Genomic DNA, 26,538 nt, shown 5'->3' on the forward strand with positions numbered 1-26,538 from the left:
ACACATGTCCTATACCCTGGCCGAGCTCAAAAAGGATGTCGCAGCCGGAGGCATCGACACCGTGCTTGTCGCCTTTCCTGACATGCAGGGGCGGATGATCGGCAAGCGCTTCCAGGCCGAATACTTCCTCGAAGTCGCCAATGACGAAACCCATGGCTGCGACTATCTGCTGGCGGACGATATCGACATGGAGCCCGTGCCCGGTTATGCGGCGGCCAACTGGGGCAAGGGCTATGGCGATTTCGTCATGAAGCCGGACCTGGCGACACTGATGAAGGCCACATGGCTCGAGGGCACCGCCATCGTGCTGTGCGACCTCTCCGACCACCACCATCACGCGCCGATCCCGCACAGCCCACGCGCCATCCTCAAGGGCCAGATCGAGCGCCTTGCCGCCATGGGCTACACCGCCAATGCGGCGACGGAACTGGAATTCTACCTGTTCGACGAGGACTATCGCACGATCAGCGAGAAGGGCCATGCCAACGCCCGGACCGCCGGCGCCTATATCCAAGATTACCACATCTTCCAGACCACCAAGGAAGAAGGGGTGATGCGCGCCTTGCGCCGGCACCTGCAGGCCTCCGGCATCCCGGTCGAAAGCTCCAAGGGCGAATGGGGACCGGGGCAGGAAGAGATCAACATCAAATATGCCGATGCCCTCACCATGGCCGACCGCCATGTCGTGCTGAAAAACGCCACCAAGGAAATCGCCTGGGCGGCCGGCAAGGCCGTGACCTTCATGGCCAAGTGGGACTACACCCTCGCCGGCTCATCCAGCCACATCCACATGTCGCTGGCCGACAAAGCCGGCAAATCGGCCTTCGTCGACACCAGTGACGAACGCGGCATGAGCCCGGTGATGAAGCACTTCATGGCGGGCCAGCTCGCCCATGCCCGCGAGATCACCTATTTCCTCGCGCCCTATATCAACAGCTACAAGCGCTTCCAGGCCGGCACCTTCGCCCCCACCAAGGCGATCTGGTCGCCCGACAACCGCACCGCCGGCTTCCGCCTGTGCGGTGAACACAGCAAATCCATCCGCGTCGAATGCCGCATGGGGGGCGCCGACCTCAACCCCTATCTCGCCATCGCCGCCCTGCTGGCCGCCGGCATAAAGGGCATCGAGGACAGGCTGGAGCTGGAGCCGGCCTTTGTTGGCGACGCCTATACGACCAAAAAACTCCGCGAAATCCCCAAGACGCTACGCGAAGCCACCCAGACCATGCGCAAATCGAAAATGCTGAAAGCGGCCTTCGGCGAAGGGGTCATCGATCACTATGTCCACACGGCCGAGTGGGAGCAGTTCGAGTATGACCGGCGCGTCACGGACTGGGAATTGCAGCGCGGGTTCGAGCGGAGCTAAAACTCTATTTTGATAGTTTACAACAAAAACAAAACCTTTATGATACAAGCCTCCTGAAAGGAGGCCTTTTATGAGCAAATATGACAAGTTTGCGAGCTTTCTGTCCGCTAGCCACAAACCGGAAATTCGGCTCACTTTCGCCGAGATTGAGGCAATCCTGGGCTTCCCTCTTCCTGCATCCAAGTCCTACCAGGCTTGGTGGAGTAACAATCCCTGGAACAATGTCATGACCAAGGTTTGGCTGGATGCGGGTTTCAAGTCGAGCCAAGTCGATATTGCCGGAGAGCAGGTCGTTTTTGTGCGGGACACAATGGCTGAACACGTCGCCATCCCTATCGAGACGGCTCAACCTGCCGTTCCACGTAGTCCGCTCTTCGGCTTGATGAAGGGGACATCGATTATCGCCCCTGGCGTTGACTTGACCGAACCGGCCGATCCGGATTGGGGCAAGGTCTATGACGATGACTATGTGCCTCCGAGTGCAAAACTGGTGGTGGAGGACAGGTCCCTCAGTATCTCCGACAAAATACGCGAACTGAATGAGATGGGGGTTTCGCGTGCTCAGATAGCTAGGCTTCTCGGCAAGCGATACCAGCATGTCCGAAATGTGCTGACAGCCGATGCTAGAAAGGCCGGGTGATGCAATCGGATCCTGGCTATCTGTTCGACACACATGCCCTGATCTGGACAATCGACGATCAGCCCATCAGCGCGGCAGCGGAAGCCGTAATCAGCGCCGCTGCCGCCATGGGACAAGCCATACATGTATCGCCGATAACTGCTTGGGAACGCGGAATGTTGATAGCCAAAGGTCGCCTGTCCTCACCATTGCCACCCAAAACGTGGTTTCAGAAGGTGGTTTCCAGCCCGCAAATCGCCATCGCAGCACTCACGCCTGAAATACTGACAGACGCATCATTCCTACCGCCCCCACTACACGGCGACCCTGCCGATCGCATTCTGATCGCAACTGCCCGTGCCTACGACTTGACGCTAATAACGCGTGATCGCGCAATCCTTCGCTACGCCGCCCAAGGCCATGTCCGCGCCATTGCCTGTTGACCAGAGGACCGACCCCATGACCGAAACGGTCAAGATCATCTCCCCCATCGACGGCAGCATCTATGCCGAGCGGCCGCTGGCGAGCGCTGCCGAAATCGACAATGCCGTCAGCCGCGCCAGGGCCGCCCGTCACGTCTGGGGCGAAACCACCATCCCAGAACGGCAGAAAATCCTCAGCCATTTCGTCGACGCCCTGCTGCTCATGAATGACGACATCGTGCCCGAACTGGCCTGGCAGATGGGTCGCCCCATCCGCTTCGGCGGCGAAAAGCGCGGCGTCGAGGAGCGCAGTCGCTACATGATCGAACTGGCCGCCGAAGCGCTGGCGCCCTCGATGCGGCCCGAGAAGGACGGCTTCACCCGCTACATTACCCGCGAGGCGCTGGGCACGGTCATGGTCATCGCGCCATGGAATTACCCGTTCCTCACGGCGGTCAATTCCATCGTGCCGGGCCTCTTGGCCGGCAATGCGATCATCCTTAAGCATGCCAGCCAGACCCTGCTGGTCGGCGAGCGCTTCGCCGCCGCCGCCGAAAGCGCGGGCCTACCCGCCGGCCTGTTCCAGAACCTGGTGCTCGGCCATGCCGACACCGAAAAGCTCATCGCCTCGGGCGCCATCGACCACATCAATTTCACCGGCTCGGTGGAAGGCGGCCGCCGCATCGAAAAGGCCGCCGCCGGCACATTCGCCACGCTGGGGCTCGAACTGGGCGGCAAGGATCCGGCCTATGTCCGGGCGGACGCCGATCTCGACAATGCCGTCGAAAATCTGGTCGATGGCAGCTTCTTCAATTCCGGCCAGTCCTGCTGCGGCGTCGAGCGCATCTATGTGCATGAAGCAGTCTATGGCAGTTTCGTCGAGCGCTTCATCGACAATGCGAAGAGCTGGACCCTGGGCAATCCGCTCGACGCCGACACCATTGTCGGCCCCATGGCGCGCGGCAATTTCGCCGACCATGTTCGCCAGCAGACCGAAGAAGCCGTTCGTGGTGGCGCCACGCGCCATCTCAATGTCAGGCATGACCTCGACAAACCCGGCTCACCCTATCTGGCGCCCGAAGTGCTGACCAACGTCAACCACCAGATGTCCGTCATGCGCGAGGAGAGCTTCGGCCCCGTCGTCGGCATCATGAAGGTGGCCGACGACGCCGAGGCCATTACCCTGATGAATGACAGCCCCTATGGCCTCACCGCCTCGATCTGGACCGAAGACCTCGACGCTGCCGCCAGGCTGGGCGGCAGCATCGAGACCGGCACGGTCTTCGCCAACAGGTGCGACTATCTCGATCCGGCTTTGGTCTGGACCGGGGTGAAGGACACCGGCAAGGGCGGCGCGCTGAGCGAGATCGGCTATGCGAACCTGACGCAGCCCAAGAGCTATCATTTGAAACGGGTATAGGCACCCGGTATCCCAAACCCCGATGTCACCCCGGCCTTGAGCCGGGGCCCATCCCGAGATCAAGCCGCCGCCGCAAGGTGGATCGAGCGAAGCACCTTGCGGCAAGACTAAGCATCTCGAGATGGATCCCGGCTCAAGGCCGGGATGACACCGAGTGTGGGAAGATATCGAGAACAACGAGGCCAAAATGACCAAAGCCAACTGGAACTACCCCACATCAGTCAAATTCGGCCCCGGCCGCATCGCCGAACTGCCCGAAGCCCTCAAATCCGCAGGCATAACCAAACCCCTGCTGGTCACCGATTCCGGTCTCGCCGGCCTGCCGGTCACCCAGAACACACTCAGGCTCCTCAAGGACGCCGGCATCCCGGTCGGGCTCTTCGCCGATGTGAAGCCCAACCCCATCTCGGCCAATGTCGAAGCCGGTATAAAAGTCCTGCGCGACGGCGGCCACGATGGCGTCATCGCCTTTGGCGGCGGCTCGGGGCTCGATGTGGGCAAGGTTATCGCCTTCATGGCCGGACAGACCCGCCCGATGTGGGATTTCGAGGATATCGGCGACTGGTGGACCCGCGCCGATCCCAAGGGCATCTTCCCCATCATTGCCGTGCCGACCACGGCCGGCACCGGCTCGGAAGTCGGCCGCGCCGGCGTCATCACTGACGAGACGACCCACACCAAGAAGGTCATTTTCCACCCGCTGATGATGCCCAAGGTCGTCATAGCCGATCCAGAACTCACGGTCGGCATGCCCAAATTCATCACCGTTGGCACGGGCATGGACGCCCTCGCCCATTGCCTCGAAGCCTATTGCGCACCCGGCTATCACCCCATGGCCGACGGCATTGCGGTGGAAGGCATCCGCCTCGTCTTCGAGAACCTGCCCAAGGTCCATGCCAATCCCAATGATGTCGAAGCACGCGGCCACATGATGAGCGCCGCCGCCATGGGCGCCACCGCCTTCCAGAAGGGCCTCGGCGCCATCCACGCCCTCAGCCATCCGGTCGGCGCGCTCTACGACACCCATCACGGCATGACCAATGCGGTGTTCATGCCCTATGTGCTGGCGGTCAACAAATCAGCTATCGAGGCCCGCATCGCCCGGCTAGCCGCCTATCTCGGCCTCGCCCCCAGCTTCGAGGCCTTCCAGCACGCCGTCATCGGCCTGCGCATGCGCCTGGACGTGCCGCACACTTTGGCCGACTTCAAGGTGGATGGCAGCAAGCGCGAGCTGATCGGCGACATGGCCATTGTCGATCCGACTGCAGGCGGTAATCCGGTGGAACTGACCAAGGCAAGAGCGCTGGAGATTTTCGACCGGGCCATGGAGGGGCGGGTTTAGAGCGTCCACAAAATTCTCAGTCGACACCCTCCCCCTTGCGGGGAGGGATCAAGGGTGGGGGGGTGTTTAGCCCCGATATTCGGGCCAACCGCCACCCCCTCCCTGCCTCCCCCGTCAAGGGGGAGGTGCCGCGCAGTGGGTGTGGCAAGAGTGGAGTTCAGCCCTCGACCACACCTCGCACCGTCTCCTTCACCCCCAGCTCGAACAGCGCATCCAGCGCCGTCGCCACGGTCTCCCCAAAGGCCTGATTGTCAGCCAGATCGCTGCCGAACACTTCCACCAGTCCGACCAGCCCCTCATACAGCGCCTCGGCGTCATCCCCCGCGTCCGCCGCAATCGCCATCATCCGCATGGCCAGCGGATCGCGCACGTCGATATTCTCGCCCTTTTCGTCGATGCCGGTGACATAGCGCATCCACGCCGCCACCCCGAGCCCCAGCCGCTCGAAACCCTGCCCGGCCTTGATGCGCTCACGGATCGTCCCGAGCAGTCGCTGCGGCAGCTTCTGACTGCCATCCATGGCGATCTGCCAGGTCCGGTGCTTCAGCGCCGGGTTGCGGAAGCGGTCGAGCAACTGGTCGCGATAGGCGCCCAGGTCCACGCCGGGCATGTCCAGCGTCGGCATGGCTTCCTCGGTCATCAGCCCGTGGATCAGCCTGACGAAATCGGGATCGCCCATCACGTCCGAGATATATTCATAGCCTGCCAGATAGCCGAGATAGGCCATGGTCGAATGGCTGCCATTGAGCATGCGCAGTTTCATGCGCTCGAAGGGCTCCACGTCACTGACCAGCTGCGCCCCGGCCTTCTCGAAGGGCGGGCGGCCATCGGGAAAATGATCTTCGATCACCCATTGGGTGAAGGGCTCGGTCATGATCGGCCAAGCGTCTTCCGCCCCGATCAGCCCGGCTATGGTCTCGCGATCGGCATCGGTGGTCGAAGGCACAATGCGATCCACCATGGTACCCGGGAAGGCCACTTTGCCGACCCACTCGCCCAGCGCGGCATCACGGAGTGCAGCGAATTTCGTCACGATGCGCTTCACCGTTTCGCCGTTGCTCGGCAGGTTATCGCAGCTCATCACCGCAAAGGGGGCGATGCCGGCTGCCTGCCGTCGCGCCAGCGCCTCGACCAGCATGCCCGGTGCCGATTTCGGCGCGGCGGGATTGGCCAGGTCATGCACGATATCGGGGTGCCGCTGGTCGAGCTCGCCGGTGGCCGGATCGTGGCAATAGCCCTTTTCCGTTACGGTCAGCGACACGATGCGGATGGCCGGGCTCGCCATCAGCGCCAGCAATTCCTCGCGTTCGGTATTGGCGTCGAGCACTTTGAGGATCGAGCCAATCACCCGCGGATGCGTACCGGCTGCGTCGCGCACTGCCACGGTATAGAGCCCGTCCTGCGGCTCCAGCGCCTCCTTGGTATCGGACCGGCGCAGGCTGGCGCCGACAATGGCCCAGTCAGGATTATCCTTCAGCAGGTCATCGACGTAAACGGCCATATGCGCGCGATGAAACGCCCCGATGCCCAGATGCACGATACCTGCCGTGACCTGGCTGCGATCGTAGTCAGGCAGGCGGACGCCCGAGGGGGCATTGGCAAGAGTGCTGGCGCTGAGGCGCGTCATGGTCGTCTCCAGGATGAAATCGGGCGCACCATAATGCCTTCCGATCTTGTATGGAAGATAGTAGCTTGCGGCCCTCCGGGCTTTACCGGCATAAGCCTTGCGCAACAAGGGAGAGCAACGTTTTGGCACAGCAGCGTTTCGTCAGCATCGGTGAATGCATGATCGAGATGAGTGGCGGCGAGGATCGCCAATATCGCCTCGGCTATGCCGGCGATACGCTCAATACCGCCTGGTATATGCGCGCTCTGCTCGGCAGGGACTGGTCGGTGGACTATTTCACCGGTCTCGGCGAAGACCGCTATTCGTCCGACATCCGCACCTTTCTCGATGCCAATGATATCGGCACCAGCCACATCCGCACCGTGCCCGGCCGCCGCCCCGGCCTCTACATGATCCACCAGGAAAAGGGTGACCGCCACTTCACCTATTGGCGCGACACCTCCGCTGCCAAGCTGCTCGCCGATGACAAGGACGCTCTGGCCGCGGCCGTGAAGGGCGCCAGCATGGTCTATTTTTCCGGCATCACCCTCGCCATTCTCGCGCCGCGCGCCCGTGGCCGCCTGCTCGGCGCCATCGTCAGGGCGCGCGATGCCGGCGCCAGAGTCGTGTTCGACACCAATATCCGCCCTGCCCTCTGGACCAGTCCGCGCGTCATGACATCGGTGCTCACCGCCGCGGCAACCATGTGCGACGTGGTCCTGCCCACCCATGGCGACGAGGCGCCGCTGTTCGGCGACAAGTCGGTCGATGACACGGCCGACCGCTATCTCGAACTCGGTGTCGAGGAAGTCGTGGTCAAGGATGGCGCGGGCGAAGCCCTGATCGCCACGGCTGCCGAGCGCGTCAAGGTCGCGCCGCAGCCGGGCGCCAAGGTGGTCGACGCCACCGGGGCCGGTGACAGTTTCAACGGGGCATATCTGAGCGCGCGGCTGGCCGGCAAGTCACTGCAACAGGCCGCCGAAGCGGCCCACCGCGTGGCCGGCGTGGTCATCGGGCAAAAGGGCGCGCTGGTCGATCCGAAATTGCTTGCGGAATAGGTGCGTTCAACGAGCGCTGCCACACACGCGATGTCATCCCGGCCTTGAGCCGGGATCCATCCTGAGATGTATGTCCTGCCGCCAGGTGCCTGTTCGAGCCACCTTGCGGCTGCGGCTCAATCTCGGGATTGGCCCCGGCTCAAGGCCGGGGTGACACCGTGGTTGGTGCAACAGCAAAGGCAGTCCAAAGACTCCTAAAACACCCGATCCTTCTGCTCTTCCATATACGCCACTTCCTCCGGCGTGCTCACCCGCCCCAGCGCCTTGTTCCGGAACGGAAACCGGCCGAACCGGGCGATGGTATCGCGGTGCCCGGCCATGAATTTCATCAGTTCCTCGCCGAACTGTTCGAAGTGCCGGCACCCCTCCTCCTGGATCACCAGCGACTCCGCATGCATGAAGGGCATGAACAGGAACATACGCCGATCCATGGCAATGGCCTCGTCGGCTCCGGCGGCAATCGCCTCCTGCGCCAGAACCACGGCCATCTTGTCCTGCGCGAAAGCCTCGGGCGAACCGCGATGCAATTGCCGCGAAAACTGATCCAGCACGATGATCTCGGCCAGCCGCCCCTCAGGCGTCGCTCGCCACTCCCAGGCTTCGCCCAGCGCCACACGCGGATGCGTATCGGCGAATTCGGCCGCCAGCGCCGCATCGAATTCCGCCTTGCCGCCAAACCAGTCGTCCATGCCATGCTCGACGAACCAGAAGCGAAGAACATCCTCGGCTGTGCGCATGATTTCTCCCGGATTGCTGCGTGCAATTCCCTCCCTTGTGAGGAGGGAATTGCTTCATGTCTACCCCACCAGCACCCTGATCCGGTTGCCGAACGGGTCCTGCGTCTCGATGCCACCTTCGACCGGCGCCACCGATGCCCCTGCCCCGGCAAGCCGCGTCTTCAGGCCCTCCAGCGTCGCCGCATCCGGCACATTGATGGTGAACCAGCGCAACCCGGCAGCACCCGCCGGGGGCAGCATGGCATTCGGCCCGGACCAGATGTTGAACGCGATCGTATGGGGCATGTAGTCGAGCCCAACATCGCCCATGCCGAACGAGCTGATCAGCAGGAAGCCGGCAAAGCCGATGACATCGCGATAAAAGTCCATGGCCTGCTGCAGGTCGCCCACATGCACATGCACATGGCCGATCCGCGTACCAGCGGGCATACGCGCCGCCAGCACCGGCTCGGGTCCAAGTTCGGCCAGCAGCCCGTCCATGTCGATGGGGTCGCGGCCCGAATGAGGCTGGCCGTCCGCGGTCACCGCATAGGTTTCGCCCTTGTCGGGGTCGCCCAGCGTACCGCGCCATGGCGTCTCGAAGGTGATTTCGATGCCGTTGCCGTCGAGATCCCAGAGATAGATCGCTTCGCTCACCAGATGGTCGGTCGGCGAAATGCGCACATTGCGCTGCAAGGCCCGCACCGCCATCTGCGCCAGTTCGGCCCGCGAGGGGACGTGGATGGCGACGTGATACAGCCCGATCGTGCGCTGCACCGAAGGCCGCGTCGCCCCGGTTTCCAGCACGATCAGCGGCTTGCCGCCGGCGCCCAGCACCAGTTCATTGCCATTTTCCGCGATGAGGTCGAGCCCCACCACGTCCTGCCAGATGGCGAGCGCCTTGCTGCGGTCGGTCACCGCGATATGCACCGCGCCCAGCGTGGTGGTCAGCGGCAGGATGGGCTTGGATTTCACGTTAATCTGTACGGATGTGTCGATCATGGCGACCTCCTGAATTGTCCTGCAGAGCATATAGGCCCCGGCATTGGTCGCGCCAGCGCCCCGGTGCCGAAGGCATTGTTCGGCAAAATGCGGGCAATCACTCGCCTTCCGCTCTTCATAGTTTCATGCTGGAGTGCGGTCTCACTCGTTTCCAGGAGACTTCGCATGCCCAAGATCATGTATACCGCGCGCGCCACATCCACCGGCGGCCGTTCCGGCCATGGCGCCACCGATGACGGCGTGCTGGATGTCACCCTGACCACGCCCAAGGAGATGGGCGGCGACGGCGCCCGCGGCACCAATCCCGAACAGCTGTTCGCCGTCGGCTATTCGGCCTGTTTCCTCGGCGCCATGAAGGCCGCCGCCCGCAAGAGCGGCGACAAAATCCCCGAGGACGCCACCGTCACCGCCGAAGTCAGCTTCAAGGACCGCGCCGACGGCGAAGGCTTCTGGATCGAAGCCGCCCTCAAGGCCCACATTCCCGGCATGGACAAGGCCAAGGCCGAGGACATCATCCAGCGCGCCCACGTGATCTGCCCCTATAGCGAAGTGAGCCGGAAGGGGTTCGACGTGACGCTGGACGTGGTCTAGGTCGCTGATTCTGCCAACCCACCGGCGCTCGCGGACTTGATCCGCGGGTCACTCTCGGCCCGGCACAAGCGGTAAGAGACCCCCGGATCAAGTCCGGGGGAAGCGATTGTGGGTGGGGAATACAGCACGAAACAAACAAAAAAGCGCCGGGGCTCACACCCCGGCGCTTCCGTTTTACGCCACCAGCCCCTTGGTCAGCTCCAGTGCCTGCCGTTCGAACAGCCGGCGATAGATGCCGCCATTGAGGCGGATGAGCTGGTCGTGGTCGCCCTCTTCGACAATCTTGCCCTTGTCGAAGACCAGCAGCCGGTCCAGCGCCCGCACCGTGGACAGCCGATGCGCGATGACCAGCGTCGTCCGTCCCACCATCAACCGCTCCATGGCCTGCTGGATCTGCACCTCGCTCTCGCTGTCGAGGCTCGATGTCGCCTCGTCGAGGATCAGTACCCTTGCGTCGGCCAGGAACGCCCTGGCGATGGCGACGCGCTGCCGCTCGCCACCCGAGAGCTTCACGCCCCGCTCGCCCACCATGGTTTCGTACCCCTTGGGCAGGTCGAGGATGAAGTCATGCGCATTGGCCTGCATGGCCGCCAGCTCGATCTCGGCGCGTGTCGCGTCGGGGCGGGCATAGGCGATGTTCTCGGCCAGCGTGCGGTGGAACAGGATAGGCTCCTGCTGCACGATGGCGATCTGGCCGCGCAGGCTCGATTGCTTCACCTGGGCGATATCCTGCCCATCGATGCGGATCGCGCCCGACTTCACGTCGTAGAGCCGCTGGATCAGCTTGACGAAGGTCGTCTTGCCCGAGCCCGAATGGCCGACTAGCCCCACCCGCTCGCCCGGCGCGATGGTCACTGAGAAGTCGCGATAGAGCGGCGTCGGATGCGCGCCATACTGGAAGGTGACGTGATCGAAGGCGATCTCGCCCTTGCCGATGGCGATGGGTTTGGCACCCTTGACATCGTCGATGCCCAGCGGCGTCTTGTCGAGCGCCACCAGCTCCTCCATGTCGTTGACCGCCCGCTGCAGGTTGCGGATATGCTGGCCCACGTCCCGCAGGTAGCCCTGCAGCACGAAGAACATGGCGAGGACGAAGGTGATGTCGCCCGGACTGGCCAGCCCGCGCTGCCACATCAGCAACCCGGTGCCGAGGATGCCGGCCTGCATCGTCACCATCATGAAGCCCTGGATGGTGCCGCTCAGCGTACCGCGCTTCCAGGTGCGGCGGGTGCGGATGTCCCACTTGCCCAGCACATGGCGCATTCGCCCTTCTTCGCGGGTCTCGGCGCCGAAGGCCTTGACCACCGAATTGCAGCTCACGGCATCGGCCAACGCGCCGCCCAGCTTGGTGTCCCAGGCATTGGCCAGGCTCGCTGCGGGCGAGACAAAGCCCATCGAGAGCATGACGGTCACGCCGATATAGATGACCGAGCCGAGCGCGACGATCAGGCCCATGACCGGCCAATACGAGCCCAGGATGACGCTGGCGCCGACCAGCATCACCACCGATGGCAGCAGCATCACCAGCAGCAGGTCGTTGAGCGAATCCAGCGCCCACATGCCGCGGGTAATCTTGCGCACGGTCGAGCCGGCAAAGCTGTTGGCGTGCCAGTCGGTCGAGAAGCGCTGCACCCGGTAGAAGCCGTCATTGACCAGCTCGGCCATCATGCGGATGGTCAGCCGGATCACGCCCTGGAAGATGAACCAGCGCAGGATGACGCTGGTCAGGCCCAGGCCGACGACGATGCTGAAGGCGCGCAGGGCGACATCGGCGCCACCATTCGTTCCGCCGGCAATGGCATCGACGATCTGCCCGGAAAATACCGGCACCATGACTTCGGCCAGCGTCGAGGTAATGACCAGCGCGCAGATGACCGCGACCAGCGGCAGCCGGCTGGACCAGTGGCGGAAGGTGAAGCCGAGCACGTTGCGATAGGCATCGGCACGGAAATCGAGTTTCTTGCGACTCATTTTGGCAGCCCGGTCCCGTTATCCGGCAACCGGCCCTCAAAGACAGAGAGATGAAGGCACAGCCGGTACCGAGGACGAAATGATCCCCGTCAGATCAATCGGGCTGTGATGAAGAAGAAAACCGCGGGCGGCCACAGGCGGGCCGCGGATGGCGACGACCTAACGTCGAGTGTCGCCAGATGGGGAGAGCATGAATGTCACTGCCATACAACGCCTCCCTTGTTCGATCTGAAGCGGTGGACGGTTTGTAACGAAACCGTTCGGACTTGCCAACGGGGTATTTTGCAACGTCACAACAGGTGATGCAGGAAAGCCACAGAGGACGTTTCGTCCCGGAGTGTGAGGTTGCCCACCCACAATCGCCTCACCCGGACTTGATCCGGGGGTCTCTCGTCGCTTGTGCCAGATTGAAAGTGACCCGCGGATCAAGTCCGCGGGAAGCCCGGTGGGTGGGGAGGAGATGGTTGGCGGTCGCAGCCAGTAAATTTCCCCGCCCTCCCCTGTGGCGTCCCGCCCCCTTCCGGGATTACCCTCCGGCCAACCGATTCAAAACCAAGAGGCATTCGCCCAAATGACCATCGATCCCGTCAAGCTCGACAAGCTCGCCCAGGTTGCCATCAAGGTCGGGTTGCAACTGGCCGAAGGCCAGGATCTGGTGATGACCGCGCCGATGACCGCCGCCCCGCTGGTCCGCCGCATCACCGAACATGCCTACAAGGCCGGCGCCGGGCTGGTCACCACCATCTATTCGGACGAGGAGTCTACCCTCGCCCGCTACAAGCATGCCAATGCCGCCAGCTTCGACAAGGCGGCCGGCTGGCTCTATTCGGGCATGGCCGAGGCTTTCAGGAACAATGCGGCACGCCTCGCCATCGCCGGCGACAATCCGATGATGCTGTCCGGTCAGGACCCCGACAAGGTGACCCGCGCCATGCGCGCCAATTCGGCCGCCTACAAGCCGGCCCTCCAGCTCATCACCGGCTTCGACATCAACTGGAATATCGTCTCCTATCCCAGCGCCGCCTGGGCGAAGCTCGTCTTCCCCAATGACAGCGACGAGGAAGCCGTCTCCAAGCTGGCCGATGCCATCTTCAAGGCATCGCGCGTCGACCAGGAAGACCCCATCGCCGCCTGGAAGGAGCACAATGCCAACCTCAAGAAGCGCTGGACCTGGCTCAACGGCAAGAGCTTCGCGTCACTCAAATATACCGGCCCCGGCACCGATCTCACCGTTGGCCTCGCCGATGGCCATCGGTGGAAGGGCGGCGCCTCGGAAGCCAAGAACGGCATTACCTGCAACCCCAATATCCCGACCGAGGAAGTGTTCACCACCCCGCACAAGCTGCGCGTGGAAGGCCATGTCTCGGGCACCAAGCCGCTCAGCCATAATGGCGCGCTGATCGAAGACATGCAGGCCCGTTTCGAGGGCGGCAAGCTGGTCGAGTTCAAGGCCAGCAAGAATGGCGACCTGTTCAACAAGGTACTCGATACCGACGAAGGCGGCCGGCGCCTGGGCGAAGTGGCACTCGTGCCCCATTCCTCGCCGATTTCGGCCTCGGGCATCCTGTTCTTCAACACGCTCTACGACGAAAACGCCTCCTGCCACATCGCGCAGGGCCAGTGCTATTCGGACTGCTTCGTCGGCGGCAAGGACCTCACCCAGGACCAGATCAGCGCCCAGGGTGGCAATACGAGCAATATCCACATCGACTGGATGATCGGTTCGGACAAGATCGACATCGATGGCGTGCATGCCGATGGCACCACCGAACCGGTAATGCGCGGCGGCGAGTGGGCCAACTGACAGCCAATGCGCCAGGGAGGAGCGGCATGAAGAAACTGTTGTCGACGTTGAGCCTGCTCGTCCTGGCGCAGCCCGCTCTGGCCCAGACCGTGCTGGACAGCGACTTCACCATTTCGGTGCCGCGCATGCCTGGGCAGGACGACCTTGTGGAAAGCACGACGCTCGTGCCGCTGCTCGCCGGCACCTGCTACGACTGGCATCTGCACCTCGGCAAGGTGAAGGGCGCGGTGGAGGTGACCGAGGTCTATACCCTTCCCGCAGCACCCGCGAGCTGGGGCCTCGGCGAGGGCAGCCTTACGGTCATCTCCGACGACCAGCGCACCGCCACCACGCCACTGACGCTCACGCCCGAAGACGGCTGGATCTGGAGTGGCTGGTGCGTTGCCGAGGGCGATCCCGCAGGCGCCTATCGCATCGACGTCAAAGCCGGTACTCGCCTGCTCAAGACCTTCGAATTCGAACTCCGGAACATGTAGACCCGCCACGAACAGGAGAGCCAGAACATGGCCAGTGTCAGCCCCGATCGCATTGCCGTTTCCACCTGGTCGCTGCACCGCCTGCTGGGCGCCATCTATCCGCACGACCTCACCACCACCGAGATCGGGGCGGAGCAGCAGGCCTATGGCGAGGGCGAGGAATCGCTGCTCGGCCTGCCTTCGGTGCTGGCCAATCACGGCTATCACCGGCTCGAAATCGTCTCCTTCCACCTGCGCAGCCGCGACAGGGTCTATCTGGGGGAACTGCGCGACCAGCTCAAGATTTCCAATGTCCGGCTGCAGACCCTGCTGATCGATGCCGGCGATATCAGCCATCCCCAGCACGGCGCCCGCGACACCGCCTGGATTGCGAGCTGGATCGAGATCGCCAATGAACTGGGCGCCGACAATGCCCGCATCATCGCCGGCAAGCAGAAGCCGACCCGCGATGCGCTCGATCGCTCGGTCAAGGCACTGACCGCACTGGCCGATGGCAATGCCGGCTCATCGGTGCGCCTCGTCACCGAGAACTGGTTCGACCTGCTGGCCGAGCCGGCCCATGTCCACTACCTGCTCGACAAGCTCGATGGCCGCATCGGCCTGCTGGGCGATTTCGGCAATTGGGGCGGGGCCGCCAAATATGCCGACCTCAAGTCGATCTTCGGCCGGGCCGAACTGTGCCACGCCAAGGCCAGCTTCATCGACGGCGAGCTCGACGAGGCCGACTATGGCGCCTGCGTCACCCTGGCCGAAGAGGCCGGCTACAAGGGCCCCTATACGCTGATCTTCGACAGCGAAGTCCCCGGCGAATGGCATGGTCTGGCCACCGAGCGCGACTTCATCACATCGCGCGATGTCTGACTCCGCTTAAGCCAGTTATTAAGGGAGTGTCACGCAGAGTGCGCAAATGCCCGCTCGTGTGTCGAAAACTGTCGCTCCGACCATCCTCCGCTTCGAGCGGATCGGCTCGATGCTGGCCAAGATCGTCGACAATGCCGCAGTGGGCATGGTGGTGTCCGAAATGGACGGCCGGATGGTCTATGCCAACCGCGCCTTTGTCGAGCTGCTGGGGCACCGCGTCGACGACGCCTCCAATGACAATATCCTCGAGCTGATCCACCCCGATGACAGCGCCGCCGCAAGGCAGCGCCTGAGCCGGCTGATGCGCGGCGAGTCCGGCGAGTATCGCGGCGAGCATCGCTTCCGCCATGCCGATGGCGGACCGCTCTGGGTCATGGTCGCCGCCTCGGTGTTGCGCTCGGACACGACCGGCCAGCCGCTCTACCTCATCACCCAGATCACCAGCATCGAATTGCAGAAAAAGGCCGAAGAGGCTCTCGCCCATTCCGAGAGCCGCTGGAATTTCGCACTGGAAAGCGCGCGCCAGGGCGTGTGGGATCACGATATCCGCACCGACACCATGTTTTACTCGCGCATGTGGCGCGTCATGCGCGGCATTCCGCCCGACGAGGATGTCGATGGTGACCAGGCCAAGTGGCTGGCCCGCATCCACCCTGACGACCTGCAATATATTCAGGACAATGTGGACCGCCAGGACAAGGGCGACAGTGGACTCGATGCGCTGGAATATCGCGAGCGCACGCGCGACGGCAGCTACATCTGGATTCTCAGCCGCGGCAAGCCGGTGGAATGGGACGAGCATGGCAATGCCGTGCGCACCCTGGGCACCGATACCGACATTACCCGTCTCAAGACCATCGAGCTTGAGCTGGCGGCCGAGAAGGAACGGCTGCGTATCACCCTCGATTCCATCGCCGACGGCATGATCTCGACCGACGAGAATGGTCGCGTCGTATTCATGAATCCGGCTGCCGAACTGCTGACAGGCTATAGCTCGGCTGTGGCTGTCGGCCAGGAAGTCAGGGCCATCTTCACCCTGCGCGATGGCATGACCGGCGAGGCGCAGGACTGCCCCGTCGCCATTTGCCTCGCCACCGACCGGCCGGCGCATCTCGACGATGACATGATCCTGATCGGCAAGAGCGGCAGCGAGCGGGATATCCGCTGCACGGCCGCGCCGGTGCGCACGCCAACGGGCAAGCTCACCGGCGCCGTGCTGGTGTTCCAGGACGTGACGCAGAGCCGCGCCATGCAGCGCGAACTGGCCCATTCGGCTACCCATGACGACCTGACCGGCCTGCCCAACCGTGCCGCCTTCGAGCGGGCGCTGAACGGCGCCATCGGCTCGGCCCGCGATAGCGGCCGCCGTCATTGCCTGCTCTATATCGACCTCGACCGCTTCAAGCCGGTCAACGACAATGCCGGCCACGCCGCCGGCGACGCCCTGCTCAAGCAGGTGGCCCAGACTATCAGAGGCTCCTGCCGCAGCCACGATGTGGCGGCGCGCATCGGCGGCGACGAATTTGCCGTGCTGCTCAACGACTGTCCGGCCGAAGTGGGCCAGCGCATCGCTGAAAAGGTGGTGCGCGCCATCGCTGCCCTCGCGTTCGGCTGGGCCGGCCGCACCTACCATATCGGCGCCAGCGTCGGCCTCACCATGGTCACCGGCGAACCAGCCTCCCCCCTGGGCTTCATGGGCGAGGCGGACGCGGCGTGCTACGCCGCCAAGGCCCGCGGGCGGGGGATAGCGGTGTCGTTCGGGGATATGTGAGGGTCACCTTCAAAACATCAGGCATGGGACGGCGCAACATCCCCACCCTCATTCCCTCCCCACCAAGGGGGAGGGAAGCCTAGTCGGCGGCTGTTGAAGCAACGGGTGACACTCGGAATGCGGTCATGCGCATCCGTAGCTGGCGTGCCCGCTCGACGCTCATCACCCCCACCCTCAATCCCTCCCCACAAGGGGGAGGGAGGCGCATAACGGCATTCAAGGACCTACGCTATTGCAGCGGTTTCAAATCCGCCAGCAGCGTCGGGATCAGTTCTGTCACCGTGGGGTGGATATGCACCGTGTGCATCATGGTCGTATAGGGCGTGCCTGCGGCCATGAGCTGCAGCAGCGAATGAACCACCTCGTCGCCGCCAATGCCCAATATGGCCGCGCCGAGAACCTGTTTGCTCTGCGCATCGACCAGTACCTTCATCAGGCCCTGCGTTTCGCCCCGCTCCTTGGCGCGGCTGACCCTGGCCATCGGCATCACGCCCATCAGCGCCTTGCGGCCCGATTTGCGGACCTCGGCCTCGCTCATGCCGATACGGCCCAACGGCGGATCGATGAACAGGCCATAGACCGGGATCCGGCCCGCAATGGAGCGCTTGCCGCCATCGATGACATTGTCGGCGACGATCTCGAAATCATTATAGGACGTGTGGGTGAAGGCGCCGCGGCCATTGATGTCACCCATGGCCCAGATGCCCTTGACGCCGGTACGCAGATGGTCGTCCACCGGAATATAGCCGCGCGCATCGGTTTCGATACCGGCAGCGGCCAGGTTGAGGCCGGCAGTGTTGGGCGTGCGCCCCAGAGCCACCAGCATATGGGTGCCCTCGATCGAAGCCAGCCGGTCACCGCATTTGAGCGACAGCAGCACGCCATGCCCGGCCTTGGCCACCGCCTCGACCGTGGTGCCGAACATGAAGGTGACGCCCTCGGCTTCGAGGATGGATCGGATGGCGGCGGAAATATCGGCGTCCTCGCGCATGGCCGGGCGCGAACCGCGCTCGATCACCGTGACCTTGGAGCCGAAGCGTGCATACATCTGCGCGAATTCGAGCCCGATATAGCTGGCGCCGACGATGATCAGGTGCCCCGGCAGCGTGTCGAGGTTCATCATCGACGTGTTGGTCAGGTAGGGCACGCTCTTGATGCCGGGCCAGTTGGGCACGCTGGCCGTGGCGCCGGTATTGATGAAGATTTGCGGCGCGGTCAGCACCCGCTTGCCCACCTTGACCTCGGTGGGCGAAACAAAGCTGCCCTCGCCCTTGATATATTCGAGTGTCTTCAGGCCGCCGATCCACTCGGTGAGGCTCTTGACCGAGGCACCGACCACCTTGTCCTTGCGCGCCTTGACCGCCGCCATGTCCACCGTGACCGGCCCCTTGACCACCACGCCGAACTGGGCGGCGTGGCGGGCGGCCCAGGCCGCGCGGGCACTGGCCACCAGTGTCTTGGTGGGCGTGCAGCCGTCATTGACGCAGGTCCCACCCAGATGTTCGCGCTCGATCAGCGCCACCTTGCGTCCGGCCCCTGCCAGCCGCGCGGCCAGGAAGGGGCCGGACTGGCCTGCACCGATAACAATGGCATCGAATTGTTCCGACATGACCGCCCCCTCCAATCGGCGGCAAGTCTATGACTATGCAAGGCAAAATGCCAGCGGGACGTTCGTCATTGCCCCGGAAACGGCATGCTGTGGACGTGGCACAATCGCACCCCACCCTTGATGTCATCCCGGCCTTGAGCCGGGATGACACCGCGCATGAGGAAAGCGTGGTGCCCAAAAGCAAAACTTATCCCCCACCCCAAAACCGCGCGTATCACGAGGCGTTTGGGCGGGGTGCTACGGCTAACCGCCAGGGTCTGCGATCGCGCCGTCCGAGCAAGTCCCGGCATCCCGAGACGGCTTCCGTCTCACTACTAAATTTACCAGAGGCGAAGGCCGTCTCGGGATCCGCTCGTCTATCGACAACCGCGTTGCAGGCGGCGTCTCCGTATGTCCGATTGACACCGCCTCCCTCCCGGCTATGGTCCGCTCCGCATCCCAGCCAGGAATTTCTTCATGTCCCATACCGACCTCGCCAAGACCATCGATGACGCCTTCGAGGCGCGTGCCGAGATCAATTTCCACACCCAGGGTGCGGTGCGCGAGGCGGTCGGCGAGGCGCTGCGCCTGCTGGACAAGGGCGAATTGCGCGTGGCCGAGAAGGTGAACGGCGCCTGGCAGGTCAATCAGTGGCTCAAGAAGGCCGTGCTGCTGAGCTTCCGACTCAACGACAACAAGCTGGTCGAAGGCGCGCCGGGCGGTTCGCATTACTGGGACAAGGTGCCCACCAAGTTCGAGGGCTGGAGCGAGAATACCTTCCGCGAGGCCGGCTTCCGCGCCGTGCCGGGCGCCGTGGTGCGCAGCCCGGCCTTTATCGGCCGCAACGTCGTCCTGATGCCCAGCTTCGTCAATGTCGGCGCCTATGTCGACGAGGGCACCATGGTCGATACCTGGGTCACCGTCGGCTCCTGCGCGCAGATCGGCAGGAATGTCCATATTTCGGGCGGCGTCGGCATTGGCGGCGTGCTCGAACCGCTGCAGGCGGGCCCCGTCATCATCGAGGACAATTGCTTCATCGGCGCGCGCTCGGAAGTGGTCGAAGGCGTGGTGGTGGGCGAGGGCTCGGTCATTTCCATGGGCGTATTCATCGGCGCCTCGACCAAGATCGTCGATCGCAATACCGGGGAAATCCATATCGGCAAGGTGCCGCCCTATTCCGTCGTCGTCTCGGGCTCCCTGCCCGGCAAACCGCTGCCCAACGGCAATCCGGGACCGAACCTTTATTGCGCCGTCATTGTCAAGACGGTGGACGCCCAGACCCGCAGCAAGACCGGCATCAACGACCTGCTGCGCGATTAAGGCGGAAAGGTTGCAGTTGCTTAGCCGCAGGCTCCTCTCTATTGAATAGCAGGTCAAGATTTGGGGGCAGATAATGAGCGACTACAGTTCCACAACCGCAAATGGCGTGAGCCGTGATGCGCAGGCAAGCATGCAATACGACGCCAACAAGAAAAGTGGCGTCGTGGCCTATCTACTCTGGTTCTTTCTTGGTGGCTTCGGCGCACACCGCTTCTACCTGGGCTCCACTGGCCCAGCTATTGCCCAATTGGTGATCACCCTTCTGTCGATCGTGTTGTCGATCGTTTTCGTCGGCATTTTTGGCTTTATCATTGTCGGCATCTGGGTGCTGGTAGACGCGTTCCTCATTCCGGGCATGCTTCAGGACTATAATAGCCGCCTCGCGGCACATTTTTCGGGTGCTGCAACGTCCGGTCGCATCGTCCTGAAACACTGAGAATAAAGGCGGGAAGTTTGCCTGATATCGCGGACGATCCCGTCCATCTGCTCAAGCAGCTCATCGCCTGCCCTTCGGTGACGCCCGAGGCCGCTGGCGCTCTCGATGTTCTCGATCGCGCCCTGAGTGCGATCGGCTTCTCGGTCACCCGCCTGCGTTTCGAGGGTGACGGTTCCTATCCGGTGGACAATCTCTTCGCCGTCAGGGGCAATAGCGGCCGCCGGCTGCTGTTCGCCGGCCATACCGACGTGGTGCCGCCGGGCGATCCGGCCAACTGGACCGGTGATCCGTTCACCCCGCGCGAGGCCGACGGCAAGCTCTATGGCCGCGGCGCCGCCGACATGAAGTCGGGCATCGCAGCCTTCGTCGCCGCCACTGCCGCCATTCCCGATGATGCCGGCACGATCATGCTCGCCATCACCAATGACGAGGAAGCCGACGCCATCAACGGCACCGACAAGCTGATGGAATGGGCCGAGGCGCAGCAGCACCATTTCGATTTCGCCATTGTCGGCGAACCCAGCTCGGCCTCCTTGCTGGGCGACAGTATCAAGATCGGTCGCCGCGGCTCGCTTTCGGGCACCATCACCGTCGCCGGCACTCAGGGCCATGTCGCCTATCCCGACAAGGCCAACAACCCGCTGCCGGCATTGGCGCGCATCGTGACAGCGCTGGATACAGTCATCGACAACGGCACTGCCCATTTCCCCGCGACCAATCTCGAAGTCACCTCGATCGATGTCGGCAATGCCATTTCCAACGTCATCCCGGCTGCCGGCACGATCAAGTTCAACATCCGCTACAATGACCTGTGGACACCCGACACGCTGGCTGACTGGGTGCGCGGGCGCGTCGCCGGCGTCGATGCCGCCGGTGCGACCGTGACCTTTGCCGTCGCCGGCATACCGTCGCGCTCGTTCCTGTCGCCGCTCAGCGGCGATGTCGATAGCCTGGCCGATACCATCGCCAGCGTCACCGGCCGCCGGCCCGAATTCTCCACCGGCGGCGGCACGTCCGATGCCCGCTTCATCGCGCAATATGGCCCGGTGGTGGAATGCGGCCTTGTCGGCCCCTCCATGCACAAGGCGGACGAGCATATCGCCATCGCCGATCTCATCGGGTTGACCGATATCTACCGCGCCTTCATGGTCCGCTTCTTTGGAGTGAGCATATGAAGATCTGGGCCGCGCTGCGCAATGCCGTCATCGGCTGGACGATGCTGCTCGGCGGCAAGGCCGGCTGGCGCGAGCGCTTCACGCGTACGGCGCCGGGCCTGGCGACGGCCCTGGCGATCTTCGCCTTCGTCACCTTCCTCGCTGTCATCATCGTGGCTATCGGTACCGATATTCCGGGCCTGTTCGCCATCCTGGCGGGCATGTTCGCCCTGGCCTTGCCACTTGTCGCTATGGTGCTGGTGCTGCTGGGCACGCGCAATGTCGTGCGCGGCACTGAGCCGGTGCTTGACCTGGTGGTGCCCGCCACCTACGCGCTCATGGCTTTCATCGTCATCGAGGGGCTGCTGGCGAGCCTGATCGGCGGGCCGATCGTTATCCTGAGCTGGCTGGCATTGGGCTATCTGCTCTATCGGCTGGCGCGGGCGGCCACCGGCTGGCCCACCGCCATATCCATAGGCTTTGCAGTTTTGACCGTGCTGCTGCTTGTCGCCATGCGACAGGCGCTCTACATGCTGAGCAGCATTGCCGGTTCTCCCACCTGATTATCGAGACAAGCCCTTGGCCCAGCCGACCACGACCTTCCTCGATGAACTGATGGCTGCCGCACGCGGCTGCGTCGCGCTGCTTATCGGCAACCGGCAGGCGCCGTCCTATTTCGATTTCAGCCAGCGCGGGCTGATCGGCAGCCTCATCGCGACGATCATCGCCATCGGCCTGGCAGGCTTCGGGCCACGCCTTACCGGCATAGACCTGCCGCCGGGGGCAGCGACGCAGTCGATCATCGTCAATGGCGCCCTGTTCGTCGCCCAGGCCGCCACTGCTTTCGTCGCCCTGCGGCAGATGGGCCGGCAGGATGGCTTCATCCCCTATCTCGTCGCGTCCAACTGGGTGACGCTGGCCTCGGCATTGCTGCTGCTGCTTTCGACGCTGCTCGGCCCCGCCGGCATCGTCATCCTGGTGCTGGTGGTGATCCTGGCGCTGGCGACCTTCATCAATATCGGCCGCTTCATTGTCACACTGACGGCCTTGCAGATCGGCATCCTGTTCATTTCGCAGGCGGTCGGCGTGTTCCTGGCGCTGGCCGTGGTCGCGGTTATCCTCGGCCCACCGCCTGTCTAGTAATCTACCCGGGTCAGGTAGAGCCCCGAAGATGGCGCCATGGCGCCGCAGCGACGGCGATCCCTGGCATCGAGCGCGGCGCGGAAATCGGCGGGCGACCATTTGCCTTCGCCGACCATGCGAAGCGAGCCCACCATGGATCGCACCTGATGATGCAGGAAGCTGCGGGCACTGGCTGATATCACGATGTGGTCCAGCTCCCGCCGCGCCGAAAACTTATCCAACGTCCGCAAAGGCGAGTTAGCCTGGCACTCCGATGAGCGGAACGTGGTGAAGTCATGAGTGCCCAGGATCAGGCCGGCCGCATGGTCCATCGCTTCGGCATCGAGGTTCTTGGGAATGTGCCACACATGGTTGCGCTCGATTACCGGCGGCGCACGCCGGTTGAGGATGCGGTACTCGTAGTGTCGCGCCGTGGCCGAGAAGCGGGCCTCGAAGCTGTCGCTGACCGCCTCGGCCTCGATGATCGCCACCGGATCGGGCCGCAGGTGATAGTTCAGCGCCTCGCGGATGCGGAACGGATCCCACGTCTTGCTCAGCTCGAAATGGGCCACCTGTCCCAGCGCATGCACGCCCGCATCGGTGCGCCCCGCCGCCTGGGTGGTCACCGCCTCGCCCGACATGGCGTAGATTGCCTCTTCGAGCGCCTGCTGCACGCTCGGCCGCTCGGGCTGCCGCTGCCAGCCGGAAAACGGGGTTCCGTCATATTCGATGGTGAGCTTATACCTGTAGGCGGAAATAGGAGGAACCTTTGGCTCTAGTCAGGAAATTTGAAAAATTGGATAGCGAACGGACCCAACTCCACGAAGAGGTCGACGCTAGGTACGCTGTGTTTGAACGGGATGGGAAAGGATTTGTCCAGATCAACACGTATGGACGACCTGATCGCGAAATTCCTGGCAAAGTATCACAGGTCATCCAACTTGATCGCCAGGGCGCCGAGGCATTGGTGACGATTTTGCGCAAAGCATTTGCGTTCAGCTGACGGACGCGGGCAGCGCCCCCGCCCCACGCAGGAAGGTCGCCGCATCCATGGCGCCCTTGCCCTCGCGCTGCACTTGGGTCAGCCGCACGGCGCCGCTGCCGCAGGCAATGGTGAGGTTGTCGAGCAGCGCGCCGGGGGCACCTCTCCCCTGCCCCAATGTCGACCGCAGGGCCTTGATGCGCACCGGCTTGCCGCCCAGGTCCAGCTCGAACCAGGCGCCGGGAAAGGGCGAGAGGCCCCTGATACGGTTGTGCACATCTTCGGCCGGACGCGACCAATCGATGCGCGCCTCGGCCTTGTCGATCTTTTTGGCGTAGATGGCGCCGTCCTCGGGCTGCGGCTTGAAATCGAGGCTTCCGCGTTCCAGGGCGGCGAGGGCCCGCCCCATGAGATCGGCGCCAACGCGCATCATCTGGTCGTGCAATTCGCCCGCCGTCAGGTCCGCGCTGATGGGGATCATGTCAATCAGGGCAACGGGACCAGTATCCAGTCCCTCATCCATCTGCATCACCATGACGCCGGTCTCCCGGTCACCCGCCATGATCGCGCGCTGAATGGGTGCGGCGCCGCGCCAGCGCGGCAGGAGCGAACCATGCAGGTTCAGGCAACCCTGTTCGGGCGCATCAAGAATGGGCTTGGGCAGCAGCAGGCCATAGGCCACGACCACGGCCACCTCGGCGCCATGGCTGGCAAAGACGATCTGCTCGGCCTCACCCTTGAGTGATTTCGGGGTGAAGACCGGAATGCCGAACGCTTCGGCCGCCAGATGCACCGGCGACTTGCGCTCTTCCTGGCCGCGTCCCGCAGGCTTGGGCGCACGGGTATAGACGGCAACGACTTCGTGCCCGGAAGAGACGATCTCGGTGAGGGTGGGAACGGAAAAATCCGGCGTGCCCATGAAGACGACGCGCATGCTGATTGCTCCTCAGACCGGGCCGTGCCCGGATTTTCCAACCACCGTCATTGCCCGGCTTGTCCGGGCAATCCATTGGCCCGGAAATGGATCACCGGGACAAGCCCGGTGATGAGGGAGGACCGGCGGCCGGCAGAAAGGCCACTACCCGGCGGCGCGCTTGGCCTGCTTATCGAATTTCTTGATGACCCGATCGCGCTTCAGGCGGCTGAGATAGTCGATATAGAGCACGCCATCGAGGTGATCGAGTTCGTGCTGGATGCAGACGGCCAGCTTGCCCTCGGCTTCCTTGACGACTTCCTTGCCGTCGAGGTCGGTGTATTTCACCGTGACCTCATTGGGGCGCTCGACCTCGTAATAGAGTTCGGGGATCGACAGGCACCCTTCCTCGGTCACCTGCATCTGGTCGCCGAAATGGGTGATTTCGGGGTTGATCAGCACCATTGGATCGGGAGGTTCACCTTCCGCCGCCAGGTCCATCACCACGATGCGCTTCATCACACCAAGCTGGGTCGCCGCAAGGCCGATGCCGGGCGCGTCATACATGGTGTCCAGCATGTCCTTGGCCAGCGACTTGATCTCATCGTCAACCTCGATGATCGGATCGGCAACGGCGCGCAGGCGCGCATCGGGAATGACGAGAATGGGGCGAACAGCCATGGCAAAGGTCCGGCAGAAAGGGAGTTGCCCCTCGATATGGTATTTCCGCGCGTCCGGTCAACTCTTGTGGGCGGCGCGAATGAGAACATTATGCGAACGTGCGAATCGCGGTAAGATGCACGGATGGATAATGTGCTCTTTGTAGTCGGCGATTTTCCGGTGACGCTGGCGACCGCCATGGCCGCCGGCGTGGCCGTGATGGCGGTTCTGCTGGTTATCGGTCTGGTGGCCTCGCTGCGGACCAATCGTGCCCGCGCCGAAGAAGCGCAGGCGGCGCTGAACCGGTCGGCCGAAATGGAGCGCCACCTGGCCGGCCTGATGCAGGTACAGTCGGAAATGACCGGCCGGATGCAGACCATGTCGGAAATCTTCGGTTCGCGCACGTCGGACCTGGCGCGGCTGGTCAACGAGCGGCTCGATTCCACCAGCCAGCGCGTCGGCCAGGCGCTGCAGGAAAGCCGGGCCAAGACCGATGAGGGGCTCAACAAGCTGCATGAGCGGCTGGCCGTCATCGATCGGGCCCAATCGACCATGACATCGCTTTCAGGCGACATCATCTCGCTGCAGTCGATTCTGGCCAACAAGCAGACCCGTGGCGCCTTCGGGCAGGGTCGCATGGAAGCCATCATCGGCGATGGGCTGGCGCCCAATGCCTATTCCTTCCAGACCACGCTATCGAACGGCTACCGGCCCGACTGCCTAATCATCATGCCCAATGACGCGCCCAAGCTGGTGATCGACGCTAAGTTCCCGCTGGAGAGCTGGCAGCGGATCAGCGCAGCGACCACGCCCGACGAGGTGCGGCAGGCCAATGCCGGCTTCCGCTCGGACATTGCGGTCCACGTCAAAGCCATTTCGGAAAAATACCTGCTGCCCGGCGAGACGCAGGACACCGCCTTCATGTTCGTGCCCTCGGAATCGATCTTCGCCGACCTGCATGAGCATTTCGAGGATGTGGTGCAGAAGGCGTCGCGGGCCCGCGTCGTCATCGTCTCGCCGGCATTGCTGATGCTGTCGATCCAGGTGATCCAGGCCTTGCTGCGCGATGTCAGCATGCGCGAGCAAGCGCATCTGATCCAGAAGGAAGTGCGTGAATTGCTGGGCGACATTGCGCGGCTGGACGATCGGGTGAACAAGCTGCAGGCCCACTTCACCCAGGCCAATGCCGATATCGGCAATATTCTTACCTCCACCGCCAAGATCGCCAAGCGTGGCGACCGCATCGATGCCATGGACTTCGAAGAGCCGCAGCGGCTGGCCGGGGAATAATCGGATCACAATGGTCGAACCGGTTGCCGCGCCGCGCGTTCTGCCTTG

Annotated in this window: 25 protein-coding genes; 17 read left to right on the plus strand and 8 right to left on the minus strand. The window is 63.4% G+C overall.

The window, feature by feature from the left end; translation table 11 throughout:
* Nucleotides 1-4 precede the first annotated feature (4 nt).
* The 5 genes from ASD80_RS16345 to ASD80_RS16365 all read left to right on the plus strand — a co-directional run bounded on the left by ASD80_RS16345 (nt 5) and on the right by ASD80_RS16365 (nt 5,169).
* On the plus strand, nt 5-1,366 hold the full coding sequence (locus tag ASD80_RS16345; RefSeq protein ID WP_056235148.1) for a glutamine synthetase family protein: 1,362 nt from the start codon (nt 5-7) through the stop codon (nt 1,364-1,366).
* Between the two features lie 70 nt (nt 1,367-1,436).
* Nucleotides 1,437-2,006, plus strand: coding sequence for a hypothetical protein (locus tag ASD80_RS16350; protein ID WP_056235151.1), 570 nt, complete (start codon nt 1,437-1,439; stop codon nt 2,004-2,006).
* Entirely contained in the window at nt 2,006-2,428 is a 423-nt protein-coding gene (locus tag ASD80_RS16355) for a type II toxin-antitoxin system VapC family toxin (protein ID WP_056235153.1), read from the plus strand. Before ASD80_RS16350 ends, ASD80_RS16355 begins: the two co-directional genes overlap by 1 nt.
* Nucleotides 2,429-2,444: 16 nt before the next feature.
* Complete coding sequence (locus tag ASD80_RS16360; RefSeq protein WP_056235156.1) at nt 2,445-3,827, plus strand: aldehyde dehydrogenase family protein; 1,383 nt, start codon at nt 2,445-2,447, stop codon at nt 3,825-3,827.
* Between the two features lie 187 nt (nt 3,828-4,014).
* On the plus strand, nt 4,015-5,169 hold the full coding sequence (locus ASD80_RS16365; RefSeq protein WP_056235431.1) for an iron-containing alcohol dehydrogenase: 1,155 nt from the start codon (nt 4,015-4,017) through the stop codon (nt 5,167-5,169).
* 157 nt (nt 5,170-5,326) lie between these two features.
* Here ASD80_RS16365 and ASD80_RS16370 read toward each other — a convergent pair whose 3' ends face one another.
* Nucleotides 5,327-6,796: a mannitol dehydrogenase family protein gene (locus tag ASD80_RS16370; RefSeq protein WP_056235157.1), complete on the minus strand. Its 1,470-nt coding sequence runs from the start codon at nt 6,794-6,796 to the stop codon at nt 5,327-5,329.
* A 122-nt stretch (nt 6,797-6,918) separates the two neighbouring features.
* On the opposite strand from ASD80_RS16370, the gene ASD80_RS16375 reads away from it, so the two are divergent.
* Entirely contained in the window at nt 6,919-7,833 is a 915-nt protein-coding gene (locus tag ASD80_RS16375; RefSeq protein ID WP_274532324.1) for a sugar kinase, read from the plus strand.
* Nucleotides 7,834-8,027: 194 nt separating this feature from the next.
* On the opposite strand, the gene ASD80_RS16380 is transcribed toward ASD80_RS16375, so the two are convergent.
* Both ASD80_RS16380 and ASD80_RS16385 read right to left on the minus strand, forming a co-directional pair.
* A complete protein-coding gene (locus ASD80_RS16380) occupies nt 8,028-8,570 on the minus strand; it encodes a DUF924 family protein (protein WP_056235160.1) in 543 nt (180 codons plus the stop codon).
* Nucleotides 8,571-8,630: 60 nt separating this feature from the next.
* Nucleotides 8,631-9,551: a VOC family protein gene (locus ASD80_RS16385; protein WP_056235162.1), complete on the minus strand. Its 921-nt coding sequence runs from the start codon at nt 9,549-9,551 to the stop codon at nt 8,631-8,633.
* Between the two features lie 165 nt (nt 9,552-9,716).
* On the opposite strand from ASD80_RS16385, the gene ASD80_RS16390 reads away from it, so the two are divergent.
* The gene (locus ASD80_RS16390; RefSeq protein WP_056235164.1) at nt 9,717-10,142 is read left to right on the plus strand and encodes an organic hydroperoxide resistance protein; all 426 of its coding nucleotides are present in this window, start codon (nt 9,717-9,719) and stop codon (nt 10,140-10,142) included.
* Nucleotides 10,143-10,316: 174 nt separating this feature from the next.
* Here ASD80_RS16390 and ASD80_RS16395 read toward each other — a convergent pair whose 3' ends face one another.
* Nucleotides 10,317-12,113, minus strand: coding sequence for an ABC transporter ATP-binding protein (locus ASD80_RS16395; protein ID WP_056235166.1), 1,797 nt, complete (start codon nt 12,111-12,113; stop codon nt 10,317-10,319).
* 571 nt (nt 12,114-12,684) lie between these two features.
* Here ASD80_RS16395 and ASD80_RS16400 point away from each other — a divergent pair.
* Genes ASD80_RS16400 through ASD80_RS16415 form a run of 4 tightly spaced genes read left to right on the plus strand, consistent with a single transcriptional unit; the run spans nt 12,685 to nt 17,025 of the window.
* Nucleotides 12,685-13,917 (plus strand): aminopeptidase, encoded by a 1,233-nt coding sequence (locus ASD80_RS16400; RefSeq protein ID WP_056235169.1) that lies wholly within the window; start codon nt 12,685-12,687, stop codon nt 13,915-13,917.
* 26 nt (nt 13,918-13,943) lie between these two features.
* Nucleotides 13,944-14,393 (plus strand): hypothetical protein, encoded by a 450-nt coding sequence (locus ASD80_RS16405; protein ID WP_056235173.1) that lies wholly within the window; start codon nt 13,944-13,946, stop codon nt 14,391-14,393.
* A 27-nt stretch (nt 14,394-14,420) separates the two neighbouring features.
* Nucleotides 14,421-15,254: a sugar phosphate isomerase/epimerase family protein gene (locus ASD80_RS16410; RefSeq protein ID WP_056235176.1), complete on the plus strand. Its 834-nt coding sequence runs from the start codon at nt 14,421-14,423 to the stop codon at nt 15,252-15,254.
* A 46-nt stretch (nt 15,255-15,300) separates the two neighbouring features.
* Nucleotides 15,301-17,025 carry a PAS domain S-box protein gene (locus tag ASD80_RS16415; RefSeq protein ID WP_082555370.1) on the plus strand — a complete coding sequence of 575 codons (1,725 nt, stop codon included), beginning with the start codon at nt 15,301-15,303 and terminating at the stop codon, nt 17,023-17,025.
* A gap of 229 nt (nt 17,026-17,254) precedes the next feature.
* Here the strand turns inward: ASD80_RS16415 and ASD80_RS16420 are convergent, their stop codons facing one another.
* A complete protein-coding gene (locus ASD80_RS16420; RefSeq protein ID WP_056235180.1) occupies nt 17,255-18,634 on the minus strand; it encodes an FAD-containing oxidoreductase in 1,380 nt (459 codons plus the stop codon).
* A gap of 456 nt (nt 18,635-19,090) precedes the next feature.
* Between ASD80_RS16420 and dapD the strand changes: the two genes are divergently transcribed.
* The 5 genes from dapD (at nt 19,091) to ASD80_RS16445 (ending at nt 22,663) form a co-directional block, all read left to right on the plus strand.
* Nucleotides 19,091-19,933 (plus strand): 2,3,4,5-tetrahydropyridine-2,6-dicarboxylate N-succinyltransferase, encoded by an 843-nt coding sequence (gene dapD, locus ASD80_RS16425; protein WP_056235183.1) that lies wholly within the window; start codon nt 19,091-19,093, stop codon nt 19,931-19,933.
* 73 nt (nt 19,934-20,006) lie between these two features.
* Nucleotides 20,007-20,369, plus strand: coding sequence for a TM2 domain-containing protein (locus ASD80_RS16430; RefSeq protein ID WP_056235185.1), 363 nt, complete (start codon nt 20,007-20,009; stop codon nt 20,367-20,369).
* A 17-nt stretch (nt 20,370-20,386) separates the two neighbouring features.
* Nucleotides 20,387-21,544, plus strand: a complete 1,158-nt coding sequence (dapE, locus tag ASD80_RS16435; protein WP_056235190.1) for a succinyl-diaminopimelate desuccinylase — start codon at nt 20,387-20,389, stop codon at nt 21,542-21,544.
* Nucleotides 21,541-22,086 carry a hypothetical protein gene (locus ASD80_RS16440; protein ID WP_056235192.1) on the plus strand — a complete coding sequence of 182 codons (546 nt, stop codon included), beginning with the start codon at nt 21,541-21,543 and terminating at the stop codon, nt 22,084-22,086. Before dapE ends, ASD80_RS16440 begins: the two co-directional genes overlap by 4 nt.
* Before the next feature lie 16 nt (nt 22,087-22,102).
* The gene (locus tag ASD80_RS16445) at nt 22,103-22,663 is read left to right on the plus strand and encodes a hypothetical protein (protein ID WP_056235195.1); all 561 of its coding nucleotides are present in this window, start codon (nt 22,103-22,105) and stop codon (nt 22,661-22,663) included.
* On the opposite strand, the gene truA is transcribed toward ASD80_RS16445, so the two are convergent.
* The 3 genes from truA to def all read right to left on the minus strand — a co-directional run bounded on the left by truA (nt 22,660) and on the right by def (nt 25,221).
* Nucleotides 22,660-23,403, minus strand: coding sequence for a tRNA pseudouridine(38-40) synthase TruA (gene truA, locus ASD80_RS16450; RefSeq protein WP_056235198.1), 744 nt, complete (start codon nt 23,401-23,403; stop codon nt 22,660-22,662). The two genes, ASD80_RS16445 and truA, sit on opposite strands and share 4 nt — an antisense overlap.
* A 237-nt stretch (nt 23,404-23,640) precedes the next feature.
* Entirely contained in the window at nt 23,641-24,561 is a 921-nt protein-coding gene (fmt, locus tag ASD80_RS16455) for a methionyl-tRNA formyltransferase (protein ID WP_056235201.1), read from the minus strand.
* A gap of 144 nt (nt 24,562-24,705) precedes the next feature.
* Nucleotides 24,706-25,221, minus strand: coding sequence for a peptide deformylase (gene def, locus ASD80_RS16460; RefSeq protein WP_056235204.1), 516 nt, complete (start codon nt 25,219-25,221; stop codon nt 24,706-24,708).
* Between the two features lie 123 nt (nt 25,222-25,344).
* Between def and ASD80_RS16465 the strand changes: the two genes are divergently transcribed.
* Nucleotides 25,345-26,490: a DNA recombination protein RmuC gene (locus tag ASD80_RS16465; protein WP_056235206.1), complete on the plus strand. Its 1,146-nt coding sequence runs from the start codon at nt 25,345-25,347 to the stop codon at nt 26,488-26,490.
* Nucleotides 26,491-26,538 lie beyond the last annotated feature (48 nt).

Source organism: Devosia sp. Root635 (assembly GCF_001427605.1).
Taxonomy (GTDB): domain Bacteria; phylum Pseudomonadota; class Alphaproteobacteria; order Rhizobiales; family Devosiaceae; genus Devosia.

Excerpts from the sequence above, each read along its gene's own strand:
- ASD80_RS16345 (WP_056235148.1), top strand. The coding sequence starts at position 5 with ATGTCCTATACCCTGGCCGAGCTCAAAAAGGATGTCGCAGCCGGAGGC.
- ASD80_RS16350 (WP_056235151.1), top strand. The coding sequence starts at position 1,437 with ATGAGCAAATATGACAAGTTTGCGAGCTTTCTGTCCGCTAGCCACAAA.
- ASD80_RS16355 (WP_056235153.1), top strand. The coding sequence starts at position 2,006 with ATGCAATCGGATCCTGGCTATCTGTTCGACACACATGCCCTGATCTGG.
- ASD80_RS16360 (WP_056235156.1), top strand. The coding sequence starts at position 2,445 with ATGACCGAAACGGTCAAGATCATCTCCCCCATCGACGGCAGCATCTAT.
- ASD80_RS16365 (WP_056235431.1), top strand. The coding sequence starts at position 4,015 with ATGACCAAAGCCAACTGGAACTACCCCACATCAGTCAAATTCGGCCCC.
- ASD80_RS16370 (WP_056235157.1), bottom strand. The coding sequence starts at position 6,796 with ATGACGCGCCTCAGCGCCAGCACTCTTGCCAATGCCCCCTCGGGCGTC.
- ASD80_RS16380 (WP_056235160.1), bottom strand. The coding sequence starts at position 8,570 with ATGCGCACAGCCGAGGATGTTCTTCGCTTCTGGTTCGTCGAGCATGGC.
- ASD80_RS16385 (WP_056235162.1), bottom strand. The coding sequence starts at position 9,551 with ATGATCGACACATCCGTACAGATTAACGTGAAATCCAAGCCCATCCTG.
- ASD80_RS16390 (WP_056235164.1), top strand. The coding sequence starts at position 9,717 with ATGCCCAAGATCATGTATACCGCGCGCGCCACATCCACCGGCGGCCGT.
- ASD80_RS16395 (WP_056235166.1), bottom strand. The coding sequence starts at position 12,113 with ATGAGTCGCAAGAAACTCGATTTCCGTGCCGATGCCTATCGCAACGTG.
- ASD80_RS16400 (WP_056235169.1), top strand. The coding sequence starts at position 12,685 with ATGACCATCGATCCCGTCAAGCTCGACAAGCTCGCCCAGGTTGCCATC.
- ASD80_RS16405 (WP_056235173.1), top strand. The coding sequence starts at position 13,944 with ATGAAGAAACTGTTGTCGACGTTGAGCCTGCTCGTCCTGGCGCAGCCC.
- ASD80_RS16410 (WP_056235176.1), top strand. The coding sequence starts at position 14,421 with ATGGCCAGTGTCAGCCCCGATCGCATTGCCGTTTCCACCTGGTCGCTG.
- ASD80_RS16415 (WP_082555370.1), top strand. The coding sequence starts at position 15,301 with ATGCCCGCTCGTGTGTCGAAAACTGTCGCTCCGACCATCCTCCGCTTC.
- ASD80_RS16420 (WP_056235180.1), bottom strand. The coding sequence starts at position 18,634 with ATGTCGGAACAATTCGATGCCATTGTTATCGGTGCAGGCCAGTCCGGC.
- dapD (WP_056235183.1), top strand. The coding sequence starts at position 19,091 with ATGTCCCATACCGACCTCGCCAAGACCATCGATGACGCCTTCGAGGCG.
- ASD80_RS16430 (WP_056235185.1), top strand. The coding sequence starts at position 20,007 with ATGAGCGACTACAGTTCCACAACCGCAAATGGCGTGAGCCGTGATGCG.
- ASD80_RS16440 (WP_056235192.1), top strand. The coding sequence starts at position 21,541 with ATGAAGATCTGGGCCGCGCTGCGCAATGCCGTCATCGGCTGGACGATG.
- fmt (WP_056235201.1), bottom strand. The coding sequence starts at position 24,561 with ATGCGCGTCGTCTTCATGGGCACGCCGGATTTTTCCGTTCCCACCCTC.
- def (WP_056235204.1), bottom strand. The coding sequence starts at position 25,221 with ATGGCTGTTCGCCCCATTCTCGTCATTCCCGATGCGCGCCTGCGCGCC.
- ASD80_RS16465 (WP_056235206.1), top strand. The coding sequence starts at position 25,345 with ATGGATAATGTGCTCTTTGTAGTCGGCGATTTTCCGGTGACGCTGGCG.